We start from the raw sequence: 13,612 nt of genomic DNA, 5'->3' as shown, positions 1-13,612 counted from the left end.
CGGGCGAAGTGTCGGTCTGGACCAATACCTCCGCCTTCCTCCCCTCCGCCACCCTCGACGGAGGAGCTTCGCTCCGCTGTTACTTTCGCGGTGTGCGCGTAGGCATCGTGATCCTTCCGGAAGATCGTTGGTGGGCGGCCGAGCCGAAATGGCGGGCCGCCGAGGAATACGGCTTCGACCACGCTTGGACGTACGACCACCTCGGCTGGCGGAATCTCGTCGACGGCCCGTGGTTCAGTGCGATGCCGACGTTGACGGCGGCCGCGATGGTGACGTCGCGGATCAGACTGGGCACCTTCGTCGCCTCACCGGTCGCGCGGCACCCCGTGCCGTTCACCCGCGAGCTGACCACCCTCGACGACATCTCCGACGGCCGCTTCATCCTCGGCGCGGGCGCCGGGGTCACGAACACCAGCTACGACGCCGTCGTCCTCGACGGCCCCGAACTGTCGGTCAAACAGCGCACGGACCGCTTCGCCGAGTTCGTCGAGGCGCTCGACGGGCTGCTGATGACCGACGGCTTCGACTTCGAGGGCGAGTACTACCGGGCCAAGGGCGCGCGGAACCAGCCGGGCTGCGTGCAGCGGCCGCGGCTGCCGTTCCTGGTGGCCGCGAACGGTCCGCGCACGATGACGCTCGCCGCGCGGTTCGGCGCGGGCTGGGCCACCACCGGCATCAAGGCGGACACCCAGGACGAGTGGTGGAAGGGCGTCGCGGAACTCGTGAAGATTTTCGACGAGCGGCTCGACGTCGTGGGCAGGGACAAGGCGAGCGTGCAGCGGTTCCTGAGCCTCGACTCGGCGCCGGTCTTCTCGCTCTCCAGCGTGGGCGCGTTCACCGACGCCGCCGGGCGGGCCGGGGAGCTCGGATTCACCGACATCGTCACCCACTGGCCGCGGTCCGGGGACCACTACGTCGGCCGTGAGTCGACTCTCGAAGAGGTCGCGAGCGACGTACTCCCGGTACTGCAGGGAAGAACTTCTTAGGCCGATCGGGTGACGTTGGCGGGTCGGGTAAACCACTTCCGCCTAATGGTCGTCTGACAGACAAGTACTGCGAGTGGGCGCGGCCGGCGACGGCTGCCCCTCATGGGTCACCCCGGGGGTGAATGGGGGACTGAGGCTCGCGTGGTCGCGGCAGGGGCAGTCCGCGACCACGCGAGCCTTTATCTTTTCCGCCCCGGCACCGGTCCGGATGTCATGAAAGGGTCGTTCAGGACAAAAGATGTCCTGAACGACCCTTTCGTGACATTCGTGAAGGGCAGCCGTCAGCGGGTCAGTGTGTAGATCGAAGCCCCCGCGTTGGAGAAGTCCTTCCGCAGGAAGCCCAGCCCGTCCAGATCCCGCAGCCCCGGCGCCGGCGGCTCGCCGATCTTGATCGGCGTGCTCCCGATCAGCACGTGCTTGATGTTCAGCCGCCGCACCGCGGCCCGCACCTCGGGGTCGGTGTCGTACTCCCGGAAGTGCAGCGCCAGGTACTTCGCGTCCGGCGGCGGCACGCCCGGGTCGTAGTGCCCGGCGACCGGGTGGATACCGGTGATCGCGTACAGCCAGGCCGTCCCGTCGAAGCGCTCGTTGAGCACCTTCTCGTCCGGTCCGATGTTCATCTTGGCCAGCTCGTTCATCGCGGCGAGCTCGTCGGCGCTGACCGGCGGCGTGACCTCGCCCTCGGGCCCGTTGTAGTACAGGAACGACACCGCGTGCGCGTTCGACTCGGTGTAGAAACCCTTGGTCAGCACGGCCGAAGCGGCCACGACGAACACGGCGGTCGCCAGGCCCAGCCGGGCGGGCAGCGCGGGACGGCTCTTCACCCACGAGCGCCCGCTCGCCCATTTCGCGAACCAGCGCTGCAGCTCCGCCATCCCGTGCCCGGCCAGCAGGCACAGCGGGATCGCGGCGAGCGCCATCAGGCGGTACCGGTCGTTCCACCACGGCCGCGAGAGCGAGATCACCCACGGTTCGGCGCCGAACGACGCGACCAGCACGAACAGCGCCGAAAAACCGATCGCCGAAAGACCCACCCAGCGCATCCGGCCGAGCCGGAACAGGCTGAGCACGCCGATCACCAGCAGTACCGTCAGCCACACCTGCGGGGCGCTCAGCACCTGCCGGAAAGTCACCAGCAGCCCGAGCGACTTCACGACCGGCAGGTCGGAGCCCCACGCGTAATAAGGGTATGAACCCGAAGTGAATTTCAGGGCGCCGAGAATATGCGGGGCCGCGAGCAACCCGCTGCCCACCATCACCGGCACCATCTTGACGACGTCGCCGCCGATCACCCGCCAGCCGCCACGGCCTTCGGGCACCCCGTCGAGCGGTTTGTGCCGCAGCGCGCGGTACCAGCGCTGCACCACCAGCGGGAAGGCGAACAGCAGCGCGCCGAACAGCGCCGACGAGTGCGCGGCCAGCAGCCCGACCGCGGTCAGCGCGAGCACGTAGCCGGTGTCGAGGCCGGGCCGCGCGAGGAACCGGGCCAGCGCGACGACGGCCAGCGGCGTCAGCACGATCCCCAGCGCGAACGGCAGCAGCCCGCTGGACACCGACTCGTACGCGCCGGTGGTGGCCGCCGCGGCCACCAGCGCCGTGCAGCCCGCGAACACCGCCCGCCCGCCGAGCTGGCGGATCAGCGCGACCATCGACAGCGCGAAGACGCCGGCCACCGGCATCGTGATGGCGTTCAGCGTGACCGGGATCGTCGTACCCGAGATCGAGTACACGAGCGAGCCGACCAGGTGATACGCGTTCGGATAGAACGAGCCGTCCGGGTACCAGTTGATGGTGCCCATGCCGGTCAGGGAGCCGTCGCCGGTCTCGGCGATGTAGCGGATGCCGTTCGCGTGGAACACGGTGTCCCAGCGCTGGAACACCGCCGTCGTCCCGCCGCGGGCCGAGAGCACCACGAGGATCGAGATCCCCACGGCCAGCGCGACGCAGGCCGCGACGGCGTAGTGCGCGCGCGGGTGCCACTTCTTCGGCGGCTCCTCGGCGCCCGGCTTGATCCAGCCGCGGCTCTGTCCCAGCTTGCGCAGGCTGAAGCCGATCCCGGCGAGCACGGCCGTGACGGCCGCCACGGTCAGGGGGTTGTACGACACGCCCGCGAGTGCCAGCCACGGACCGGCCAGTCCGGTTACCGTGTAGGACAGCAGCGGAGCCAGCCCCGCCAGGGCCCAGCCACGCAGGCCGGCGGCCCGGCCGACGAGCCCGCCGGGGACCGCGAGGACGGCCAGGTAGGTGAGGGTCGCACCGAAATACGACCAGAAGGTGTCCGGAGTAGGCACTGCTTCCTAAATGTGTCTGTCGAAGGTGAAAACCGGTGCTCGCTGCAGGGCACGGAGTCGACGTGCGTACCCTCGACGCCCGTGAGCGCGCACACGAACCCCGACAAGATTACTGAAGCCGATTTCACCGGCTACGACCTCATCGTGGTCGGGTCCGGATTCTTCGGGCTGACCGTCGCCGAACGGGCCGCGGCCGAGCTCGGCAAGAAGGTCCTCGTGCTGGAACGGCGTCACCACATCGGTGGCAACGCCTACTCCGAGGCCGAGCCCGAGACCGGGATCGAGGTGCACCGTTACGGTGCGCACCTGTTCCACACCTCCAACAAGCGTGTGTGGGAGTACGTCAACCGCTTCACCGAGTTCACGAACTACCAGCACCGCGTGTTCGGCAAGTACCAGGGTCAGGTCTACCCGCTGCCGATGAACCTGGCGCTGATCAACCAGTTCTTCGGCAAGTCGCACACGCCGGACGAGGCCCGCGAGCTGATCGCCAAGCAGGCGTCGGAGTTCGAGACCGCGAACGCGCAGAACCTCGAAGAGAAGGCGATCTCGCTGATCGGCCGTCCGCTCTACGAGGCGTTCATCCGCGGCTACACGGCCAAGCAGTGGGAGAACGACCCGAAGAACCTCGGCGCCGACATCATCACCCGGCTCCCGGTCCGCTACACCTTCGACAACCGCTACTTCAACGACACCTACGAGGGTCTGCCGGTCAACGGCTACACCGCGTGGCTCGAGAAGATGGCGGAGCACGAGAACATCGAGGTGCGGCTGAACGTCGACTACTTCGACGTCCGCGAGCACATCCCCGCCGGCACCCCGACCGTCTACACCGGGCCGCTGGACCGCTACTTCGACTACTCCGCGGGCCGCTTCACCTGGCGCACCGTGGACTTCGAATCCGAGGTCGTCGAGACGGGTGACTTCCAGGGAGCCTCGGTCGTCAACTACAACGACGAAGAAGTGCCCTACACCCGGATCATCGAGTTCCGGCACTTCCACCCGGAGCGCAAGCACTACCCGAACGACAAGACGGTCGTGTTCCGCGAGTACTCCCGCTTCGCCGGCGAGGCCGACGAGCCGTACTACCCGATCAACACCCCGGAGAACCGCGAGAAGCTCGAGGCCTACCGCGAGCTGGCGAAGGCCGAGGCCAAGAACAAGAACGTGCTGTTCGGCGGCCGTCTCGGTACCTACAAGTACCTCGACATGCACATGGCCATCGGCTCGGCGCTGTCCGTGTTCGACAACAAGATCGCGCCGCACCTGACCGATGGCGCGCCTCTGGACGGGTCCCTCGATGCTTGAGAGGGGCGCTCCCACCGGCGAGGTGGCTGTTCTCGCTAAGGCTCAGGGCGTCCTGAAGAGCGACGTCACGGTGAAGGCGGCACGCGGTCTTTCGCACTTCGGCGAGCACAGTGCGGGATGGTTCGCGCTGGGGCTCGTCGGGGCGGCGGTCGACAAGAAGCGCCGCAAGGACTGGCTGGTCGCGGCGGCGGGCGTCGTCGGCGCGCACGCCGCGTCCATCGCGGTGAAACGCGTGGTCAGGCGGCCCCGCCCGGACCACCCGAGCGTGGAGGTCCTGGTCTCCACGCCGAGCAAGCTGAGCTTCCCGTCCTCGCACGCGACCTCGACTACGGCGGCGGCGGTGCTCTACTCCGGATTGACCGGGCGTAACCTGGTCCCGGCCCTGGTACCGCCGATGCTGGCCTCCCGGCTCGTGCTCGGCGTCCACTACCCGACCGACGTTCTGGCCGGAGCGGCCCTAGGGGGCGTAGTCGGCGGCCTGATACGTAGGAAGCTGAAGCGACGATGAGTGAAACGACCGAGAAGGCCGATTCCAAGCCTGACGACGTAGAACCCGTGGCCGCGACAGAGGCCGCCGAACCGAAGAAGGTCGCCGGCGGTCTCGTCGGCGGCATCATCAAGACGGCACGCCCGCGCCAGTGGGTGAAGAACGTGCTGGTGTTCGCCGCACCGTTCTTCGCCTTTTCGAAGTCGACGGACCGGACCGGCCTGCTGATCGCCGCGCTGATCGCCTTCGCGGCGTTCTCGCTGGTGGCCTCCTCGGTCTATCTCATCAACGACGCGATCGACGTCGAGGCGGACAAGGCCCACCCGACCAAGCGGAACCGGCCGATCGCGGCCGGGATCGTGCCGGTGCCGGTGGCCTTCGTCGCGGCGGGCGTGTTCTTCGCCGCCGGTCTCGGCATCTCGTTCTTCGCCAGCTGGCAGCTCGCGGTCGTGCTGGCGGTCTACGAGGCCGTCCAGCTCGGCTACTGCTTCGGGCTCAAGCACCAGCCCGTGGTCGACCTGGCCATCGTCGGCTCGGGCTTCCTGATGCGGTCGATCGCCGGTGGTGTCGCCGCGGGTATCGCGCTTTCGCAGTGGTTCCTGCTGGTCACGGCGTTCGGCTCGCTGTTCATGGTGGCGGGCAAGCGCTACGCCGAGATCATGCTCTTCGAGCGCACGGGCGCGAAGATCCGGTCTTCGCTCAAGAAGTACTCGGCGAGCTACCTGCGGTTCGTCTGGGCGACGTCCGCGGCGATCCTGATCATGTCGTACTGCCTGTGGGCGTTCGAGATCCGCCAGGTCGAGCACGACTCGGTCTGGGCGGTCGTCTCGATGGTCCCGTTCGTGGTCGCCGTCCTGCGCTACGCCGTCGACGTCGACGGCGGCAACGCGGGCGAGCCGGAGGAGATCGCGCTCAAGGACCGCGTGCTCCAGGTGCTCGGCGCGAGCTGGGTCATCACGCTGTTCCTGTCGTTCTATCTCTGATCGACAGCTCGGACACAGCGCATCCACAGGATGCGCACGCATCCTCGGTGATGGGGGTGGGCACACAGCCCGCCCCCATCGACTTGAGGAGCGAAGAGATGAGCGACCCGCAGCGGCCGTCCGATGACGAGGACAAGACGGTCGAGCAGCCCTCCGTGGCGGACGAGAACCCGAAGAAGCCCGCCGAGGCTTCGGCCGCGCCTCCGCCGGCGCAGCAGGTCCCGCCCCGGAAGGGCGGATTCCGCCGGTTCGCCGGGCATCGTGCGACGCAGCTGGTCGCGGTCGGCGCCCTCGGCTTCCTCCTCGGCGGCGGCATCATCGGCACCGCCGTCGGCCTGGCCTCCCGCGACGGTGATCGGCGGCCCGGTATCTCCCGCGAACACCGAGGTCCGGGCGGTCCCGGCATGCACAGGGACTTCCGTGACGGCCATGGCGACCGCGGCCGGCGTGACGAGTCCCATGGCGGGTAGATAACGGAATCATCACGCCGCCGTGTACGGTGTCCGTGATGCGAAGCGCCTCCGCCGATCTGCCCCAGGCTCCCGGTGCGCTGCCGGGAGCCGCCGTCCTTACCCGCACCTGGGTGCTCCCGGCCGGGGCGGCGGTTGCTTCGGCTCTGGTGTTCGTGCTGGTCAGCGGGCATTTGATCGACGACACGTACATCACGCTCTCGTACGCGAAGAACCTCGCCTTCCACGGCCACTGGGGCCTGATCGAAGAAGGCACCGCCAACACCGCGACGTCGCCGCTGAACGTCCTCGTGCTGGCGCTCGTCACCTTCATCGTGCGGGACGCCGTCTTCGCCGCGGGGGTCGTCTTCGTCGCGAGCCAGGTGGCGCTCGTCCTCGGCCTGCGCCGGATCGGCGCCGCGACCGGTCTCTCCGGCTGGTTCGCCCCGCTGGTGCTGGGCATGCTGCTGGTGAATCCGCTGCTGCTGTCGTCGGTCGGGCTGGAAGTCGCCCTCGGCGCGACCGCCGTCGTCTGGTCGATGGTGTTCCTGCACGAACGCCGTCCCGCCGCCGCGGGCGCGGTGATCGGCCTGATCGCGCTGATCCGGATCGACCTGCTGCTGATCGCCTTCGTCCTGTTCCTCGGGCGCCGTGAATTCTGGGTGGGCATCTGGCGGATGACGTTCGCCGCGCTGGGGGTGATGCTGCCGTGGTTCCTGTTCAGCTGGCTGGTGCTGGGTTCGGCGGTGCCGGACACGCTGGTCATCAAGATCATGCAGCGCTCGTGGGGGCCGTTCAGTTTCACCAACGGCCCGCTGCTGTACCTGCGCAACTTCCCGTCGGCGGCGACTCTTTCCTTCCTGCCGCTCGTGATCGGCGCGCTCGCCGGTCTACTGTGGACATTCCACTTCCGGCGCGGTTCGGAGCGGGCGAAGCGGCTGCTGCCGTTCGCCACGCTCGCCATCGCCGGTGCGGCGCATTACCTGGCCTATTGCTGGCTGAACGTCCCGCCATACCACTGGTATTACGCGCCCAGCATCATCGGCGCGACGGTCTTCCTCGCCGCCGGAGCCTGCGCTCTGCCCGGCCGGGCGCGGCTCGGCGCGGGGATCCTCGCGGGCGCGTTCGTCCTCGTGAGCGCCGTCGCCTACGCGGCTCCTGAGCTGCCGCGCCGGTTCGCGCCCATCACCAGCAACCACGCCGCGTCCGACGAGTACCGCGCGATCGGCGCGCAACTGGGTGAACTGACCAAGGGGCGCAAGGTGGAGAGCGCGGGCGAGGTCGGCGCGCTCGCGTACTCCTGCGATTGCGACATCGTCGACCAGTTCTCCGACCGCGGCTCCGTCGACCCGGCGATCGTCGAGACGAAGAACCGCAGCAGCGATCTGGGCAAGGCCCTGCTGGCGGCGAATTTCCGGTTCTTCGACCACAGCGTCCCGCCCGCGACCCCGGATCTCGTGCTGGCCACCACCCGCAAGGCGCCGCCGCCGAACGCGCTGGCGACCTGGACGATCAGCTCGCCCTGGATGGGCACCCAAAGCCTGTACCTCCTCCCGGCCCGATGACCTCCCGCATTTCGTCCTCTGAATGCGGTAGTTGGCATCGCGAACTACCGCATTCAGAGGACGAAATGCGAGGGGTCAGCGGCGGGAACGGGCCCGGTCGGCTTTCGTGACGGCCAGCATGTCGCGCTGGTAGACCACGGACCCGTCGGCGAAGACGAACTGAAGCACCGGCCGCGCCGGGAAACTCCGCCCCAGGTAGAGCGCGGACACCGAACGCACCACTCCCGGCGGCATCTCCTCGAAGGTCCGGAACGGCTGGGCGGGATCCTCGCCCTCCAGCATCCGCGCCGGGTACACGACGGCCAGCCGCCGGTCGGACAGCGTCAGCCGCGCCTCGCCCTTCCCGCCGGCGAGGTGGTCCGCGAGCCGCGCGGCGGTCTGGTCCGCGGTCCGCGCGACGGCCCAGTAGGCGATCGTCGGGTCGTCGGTCCAGTCGGCTTCGAGGACCTCGGGCGCGGGCAGCGGCCACCGCGGTTTCCCGGTCACCGCGGGGGTTTCCCGCGACGGCGAATAGGGCAGCGTGAGCTTGCCGTCGAGCACCAGGCCGACGTACCCGTGCGCGGGCGGGCAGCCGATGATCAGGCGCTCGCCGGGCGCGAGCCAGAACTGGTGCAGTTCCCGTTCGACGATCTCGTCGACGGTCTTCGCGGTCAGTGGCGTGTTCTCCATCAGCTCACCGTCACCGAGTACAGCCAGGCGAACTGCCGGGGATCGTCGCAGTCGAAAAGGAAATCCATCCCAGATCCGTCCACAAAGGACGCGCGAAGACACGGGCGCCGCTTCTTGCCGTGCTCGGCGACCGCGAAACCGGCGATCCGGTCGCGGGGGATCTCGGCACACGGCACCATCTCGTGCCGCGCGATCGGGACGCCCTCGGCGTTCTCGCCGTAGGTCTTCGTGGTCATGATCGCCGCGATGTCCTTGCCGAACCCGATCGCCTTCGACATGAACGACTTCTTCGAGGGCTTCTCCGGAGCGACGAACTTCTCCAGCACCAGCAGCCGCGCGCTGGTCAGCGCCCAAAGCCGCGAAAGCGAGCCGCTGGTGGGCAGCTCCCGCACCGCCGCGTGCGCGAGGCCGCCCCGTTCGCCGAGCACGACGACCTGCGGCGATGGCGGATTCGACTTGCCGCCGTCGTCACCCCCGCCCAGCGCCGCGCCGACCACGTCGCCCGCGAAGTTCGCCGCGCCGGAGCCGATCTTGCCCAGCACGCTCTTCTTCGGCACACCCCAGGGATCGAGGCCGCGCACGTCGTAGTTCACCGTCCGGCCGTACGCGGCCCACAGCAACCGTTCGCCCGGGTGCAGCGAAGGCAGGGCCTGCGACGCGGCCCCGAGCGGGTAGCCGAGATTCATTCTTCGATCGTGAACCCTCTGTCGGTCGCCGCGCGGCGCTCTTCCTCGGACGACGTGTCCTGTGACTCGTGGTAGCCCGCCTTGACGCCCTGCTCGACGCCCAGTTCGGCCAGGTTACCGGCACTGCCGCGGAAGGCGGCCTTGCCGACGCTGGTCGTGCCGCTCATGCCCATCGCCCGCAACCCGGCCTCGGTGAGGTTCGTGGTGAGCGCGTCCGAGCCCTCGCCGCCGACGCCGTAGCGGTCCGCGAACCTGTTGGCCGTCTTGGAGGCGCCGGTCGCCGGGTTGGCCTTCGTGACGATCTTGGCCAGCGGGTTCTTGTCGATCTGGTCGGCGAGCCGCTTCTGCAGCCAGTTGCCGTCGCGCAGCCCTTCGGTGCGCTCGACGACCTTCTTCAGCGGCCCGTTGCGGAGCGCCTTCAGGATGTCTTCGAGCTTGTCGATCAACGGCTTGAGCTTGCCGAGCAGCTGCTTGACCTTCATCCCGAGCCGTCCGCCGGTCACCGCGACCTGACCGGCCGTGGCCGCGCCCGCCGCGCCGACCGAGGCGCCCGCCGTGATCCACGAGGCGGCCAGCGCGGCCAGCCACTCGATGATCAGGCCCATCACCAGTTCCTGGATGATGTCGATGACGATCTCGACGAACGCGTCGAACAGGTCGGCCGCGATCTCCAGGATCTGCCGCAACCCGCGGACGTCGTTCGCGAACGCCTTGGCGCCGCCCGAGAACTCGGTCATCTGGCCGCGGAACGCGTCGCCCGCCTGGCCTTTCCAAGCCTCCTTGGTGCCATCGGCGCGCTTCTGCTCGTGCTCGGCGACGCCGTCGAGCCACTTCGCCGTCTGCTCCCAGCCCTTGGCGGTGCTGCGCATCTGCTCGGGGTCACCGATCGCGGGCTCCAACACCAGCTCGACCAGCGGGCTGATCACGATCCCGATCAGGAAACCCAGCCCGTTGTCCACAAAGGACTGCCCGGGGCTCGTCACGAGCTGGAGTTGTTCCATCCGAGCGTGCACCGTCGCGATCGCGACGTCCGGCGGGCTGCTCGCCCTGGCGACCTCCGAGGAGGTGCTGATCCACGAACTGCCGTAGCCACCGTTCTGCTCCCAGAACCCCTTGCGGCCGGAGTCGCCGGCGCTGTTGAGGTCGCTCAGGCTGCCGGGGCCGCTGCCGCCGTCGTCCAGCCCGGCGCCGAGGCCGGTGATGACCTCGGCGGTGCCCTGGTTGTGGTCGAGATAGGTCTTCGCCGCGGTGGTGGTCTTGTCGGCGATCTGGTCCATGAAGGACTTCGCCTGCTCGGCGAGGTCCTGGCACTCCTGCAGCCCCTCGAAGTACTTGAAGGCCATCAGTTCGCCGAGCGGGCCGAAGCAGTCGTCCGAGACCCTGGCCTGCTCCAGCAGGCCGGCGAGGCCGCCGAAGTTCCCCGAGGCCTCTTTGGACCCCGTCGCGTGCGCGGTGAGCGCTTCCGTCTGTACGCCGAAGCCGGTCAAAACGAGTCCCTCCGCAGGATCGGGCCGCCGAAGTCGTCATCGTCGGCGGGAGCGGGGCGTGTCGGACGAGACGTGCGGACGGGCTGCTGGAGGGCGGGCCCGGCGAGGGATTCCGCGGGCGGGGGAGCGCTGGGCCCGAGCGGTTCGACGTGGGCGTTGAACGCCTCTTTGAACTGGTCCGCGCGGTCGCCGAGGATCGGCTGGACGGTCTGCTGCATCGCGGCCGCCGCCTGCTGGGTCGCTTCTCTGACCGCGGTGAGGATCTCCTGCCGCAGCGCGGTGTGCGTGCGGTTCATCGCCTTGGGGGACAGCTGGAGTCCCAGCAGGGCGCCGGACGGGGCGACGGTCGCCGTCACCGAGCCGTCGGCGTTGCGCGCGGATCCGCGCAGCCCGGCGATCTTGTCCTTCAGTTCCGCGGCTTTGGCGGCCTGCTCCTGAAACGACCGGATGGCCGCGTCGAGCCTGGCTTCCTGGTCAGCCATCGATTCCTCTCAACCCGGGGACGGAGGGAGTCCGTGCCCGGGTGAGACGAATGGAGTAACGCGCTCGTTCCCTAGATCGGAAGTTTGCGGAAGATCGGCCGGGGGATGTGCCGCAGGGCCGACATGACCAGGCGGAACGGCGCGGGCGACCACACCAGTTCCTTGCCGGCGCGCGAGGCGGCGACCGCGGTCTCGGCGACCTGCTCGGCGTCCACCGTCAGCGGGGCGTCCTTGAGGCCCTCGGTCATCTTGGTCCGGACCTGGCCGGAGCGGACGACGGTGATCCGCACGCCGAACTCGGACAGGGCCTCGCCGAGGCCCAGGTAGAAGCCGTCGAAACCGGCCTTGGAGGAGCCGTAGACGAAGTTCGACCGGCGGACCCGCTCACCGGCGACCGACGACAGCGCGATGACCTTGCCGTGGCCCTGCTTCTTGAGCTTGTTCGACAGCGCGACACCCACCGAAACCGCGGCCGAGTAGTTCACGGTGGCCGCCTCGACGGCCTTCGCGTGGTCCTGCCACAGCTCTTCCTGGTCGCCGAGCAGGCCGAACGCCACGACGGTGACGTCGATGTCGCCACCCTCGAACGCCTTGTCCAGCACGGCGGGGTGGGTGTCCATGGCCTTGGCGTCGAAGTCCACAGTGGACACCTCGGCGCCCTTGTCCTTCAGGCGCTGCGCGGCCGCGTCGAGCCGCGGCGACTGGCGTCCGGCCAGCACGACCCGGAGGGGCTTCTCGGACAGGTACTTCTCCGCGATCGCGAGCGCGATGTCGGAGGTGCCGCCGAGCAGCAGCAGGGACTGGGGGTTGCCCACAGCGTCGATCACAGTTCCAACCTTCGGGACATGTCAGAGGCGAAAACGCCTTCGGGGTCAACGGAAGCGCGAACCTTGCGCCACTCTTCGAGCCGCGGGTACATCTTCGCGAAGTTCTCCGCCGAGGTGCGCGAGTCCTTCGCCGTGTACAGACGGCCGCCGAGCGCGAGCACGTCCTCGTCGAGTTCCTGGCAGAACCGGCTCAGCCCGTCCTTGATCGGGAAGTCGAGGCAGACCATCCAGCCGGGATGCGGGAACGACAGCGGCGCCGCGTTGCCCTCGCCCATCTGCTTGAACACGTTGAGGAACGACACGTGCCCGGAATCCGCGACCTTCTGGATGATCCGGCGCAGCGGCTCGTGCGCGTTCAGCGGCGTGCTGAACTGGTACTGCAGGAAACCCTTGGTGCCATACGCGCGGTTCCACTCGCCGAAGAGATCCAGCGGGTGGTAGAAGGCGGTCAGGCTCTGGATCTGGTCGCGCGCGTTCTTCGCGGTCTTGCGGTAATACAGCTCGCCGATCGCGGTGAACGACAGCTTGTTCGCCAGCCCGTTCGGAAAGATGTCCGGCAGGGTCGCCAGGGTGCCCGGGTTGAACTTGAGCGGGTCGGCCCGCAGCTTGGGCGGCAGTTCGTCCAGCTTGGCGAGCGAGCCGCGCTGGAAGGCGGCGCGGCCGAGCTTCGCGCCACGGGAGATCGAGTCGAACCAGCCGGACGAGTACGTGTAGTTGGCCTCGGAGCCGTCGGTGACCAGCGCCAGGGTCTCGTCGAGGTTCGCCGTGCGCTGGATGTCGGCCTTGAAGTAGGCCGTCTCCGTCTTCGTCATCCGGATCTTGGCGCGGACGATGATGCCGGTCAGGCCGATGCCCGCCACGGTCGCCCAGAACAGCTCCGCGTCGGGGCCGTCCGGCGTGATCGTGCGCACCTGCCCGTCGGCGGTGACCAGGTCCATCGACACCACGTGGTTGCCGAAGCTGCCCGCCGAGTGGTGGTTCTTGCCGTGGATGTCGTTGGCGATCGCGCCGCCGATGGTGACCTGGCGCGTCCCCGGCAGCACCGGCACCCACAGCCCGTAGGGCAGGCCCTCGCGCATCAGCTTGTCGAGGCTGACGCCCGCGTCGAGGTCGACGATGCCGGAATCCGGGTCGACCGAGTGGATGCGGTCCAGCGCGGTCATGTCGATGACCAGGCCGCCCGCGTTCTGCGCCGGGTCGCCGTAGGACCGGCCGAGACCGCGCGCGATGACCCCGCGTTCCCCGGCCCGCGTCACCGCACGGGCGATGGCTTCCACATCGGGGGTGCTCAGGACGTCCGCGATACTCGGCGACGTCCTCGCCCAGCCCATGAGCGACTGCCGCTGTGTCTTGGGTGCTTGGGTCACGCCGACCAGGGTAACCACGCCGAAC

13 protein-coding genes are annotated in these 13,612 nt (G+C 68.8%); 6 read left to right on the top strand and 7 right to left on the bottom strand.

Going from position 1 to position 13,612, the window contains the following annotated elements; translation table 11 throughout:
* The first annotated feature begins 92 nt into the window (after positions 1-92).
* Positions 93-986 (top strand): LLM class flavin-dependent oxidoreductase, encoded by an 894-nt coding sequence (locus tag AC0685_RS01355; protein WP_478223740.1) that lies wholly within the window; start codon positions 93-95, stop codon positions 984-986.
* Positions 987-1,267: 281 nt separating this feature from the next.
* On the opposite strand, the gene AC0685_RS01350 is transcribed toward AC0685_RS01355, so the two are convergent.
* Positions 1,268-3,277, bottom strand: a complete 2,010-nt coding sequence (locus tag AC0685_RS01350; protein ID WP_478223739.1) for a DUF6541 family protein — start codon at positions 3,275-3,277, stop codon at positions 1,268-1,270.
* 81 nt (positions 3,278-3,358) lie between these two features.
* Between AC0685_RS01350 and glf the strand changes: the two genes are divergently transcribed.
* The 5 genes from glf to AC0685_RS01325 all read left to right on the top strand — a co-directional run bounded on the left by glf (position 3,359) and on the right by AC0685_RS01325 (position 8,069).
* Entirely contained in the window at positions 3,359-4,585 is a 1,227-nt protein-coding gene (gene glf / locus AC0685_RS01345; protein ID WP_125686658.1) for a UDP-galactopyranose mutase, read from the top strand.
* Positions 4,578-5,093 carry a phosphatase PAP2 family protein gene (locus tag AC0685_RS01340; RefSeq protein ID WP_478223738.1) on the top strand — a complete coding sequence of 172 codons (516 nt, stop codon included), beginning with the start codon at positions 4,578-4,580 and terminating at the stop codon, positions 5,091-5,093. Before glf ends, AC0685_RS01340 begins: the two co-directional genes overlap by 8 nt.
* Positions 5,090-6,055 (top strand): decaprenyl-phosphate phosphoribosyltransferase, encoded by a 966-nt coding sequence (locus AC0685_RS01335; protein ID WP_478223737.1) that lies wholly within the window; start codon positions 5,090-5,092, stop codon positions 6,053-6,055. Before AC0685_RS01340 ends, AC0685_RS01335 begins: the two co-directional genes overlap by 4 nt.
* A gap of 98 nt (positions 6,056-6,153) precedes the next feature.
* Positions 6,154-6,525, top strand: coding sequence for a hypothetical protein (locus AC0685_RS01330; RefSeq protein WP_478223736.1), 372 nt, complete (start codon positions 6,154-6,156; stop codon positions 6,523-6,525).
* Between the two features lie 38 nt (positions 6,526-6,563).
* The gene (locus AC0685_RS01325; protein ID WP_478223735.1) at positions 6,564-8,069 is read left to right on the top strand and encodes a hypothetical protein; all 1,506 of its coding nucleotides are present in this window, start codon (positions 6,564-6,566) and stop codon (positions 8,067-8,069) included.
* A 75-nt stretch (positions 8,070-8,144) separates the two neighbouring features.
* Here AC0685_RS01325 and AC0685_RS01320 read toward each other — a convergent pair whose 3' ends face one another.
* From AC0685_RS01320 to AC0685_RS01295, 6 genes are all read right to left on the bottom strand, one after another.
* Positions 8,145-8,738 carry a hypothetical protein gene (locus tag AC0685_RS01320; protein WP_478223734.1) on the bottom strand — a complete coding sequence of 198 codons (594 nt, stop codon included), beginning with the start codon at positions 8,736-8,738 and terminating at the stop codon, positions 8,145-8,147.
* Entirely contained in the window at positions 8,738-9,424 is a 687-nt protein-coding gene (locus AC0685_RS01315) for a hypothetical protein (RefSeq protein WP_478223733.1), read from the bottom strand. Before AC0685_RS01315 ends, AC0685_RS01320 begins: the two co-directional genes overlap by 1 nt.
* Positions 9,421-10,911, bottom strand: a complete 1,491-nt coding sequence (locus tag AC0685_RS01310) for a WXG100 family type VII secretion target (RefSeq protein ID WP_478223732.1) — start codon at positions 10,909-10,911, stop codon at positions 9,421-9,423. Before AC0685_RS01310 ends, AC0685_RS01315 begins: the two co-directional genes overlap by 4 nt.
* Positions 10,908-11,393 carry a YbaB/EbfC family nucleoid-associated protein gene (locus AC0685_RS01305; protein WP_478223731.1) on the bottom strand — a complete coding sequence of 162 codons (486 nt, stop codon included), beginning with the start codon at positions 11,391-11,393 and terminating at the stop codon, positions 10,908-10,910. The genes AC0685_RS01310 and AC0685_RS01305 overlap by 4 nt, the downstream gene beginning before the upstream one ends.
* Before the next feature lie 71 nt (positions 11,394-11,464).
* Positions 11,465-12,220 carry an SDR family NAD(P)-dependent oxidoreductase gene (locus AC0685_RS01300; protein ID WP_340685883.1) on the bottom strand — a complete coding sequence of 252 codons (756 nt, stop codon included), beginning with the start codon at positions 12,218-12,220 and terminating at the stop codon, positions 11,465-11,467.
* Positions 12,217-13,587: an FAD-binding protein gene (locus AC0685_RS01295; RefSeq protein ID WP_478223730.1), complete on the bottom strand. Its 1,371-nt coding sequence runs from the start codon at positions 13,585-13,587 to the stop codon at positions 12,217-12,219. The genes AC0685_RS01300 and AC0685_RS01295 overlap by 4 nt, the downstream gene beginning before the upstream one ends.
* Positions 13,588-13,612 lie beyond the last annotated feature (25 nt).

This window comes from Amycolatopsis sp. NPDC043889 (assembly GCF_056435645.1).
Note: the sequence above shows the minus strand (reverse complement) of the source record. Positions and strands in the feature narration are given on the sequence as shown.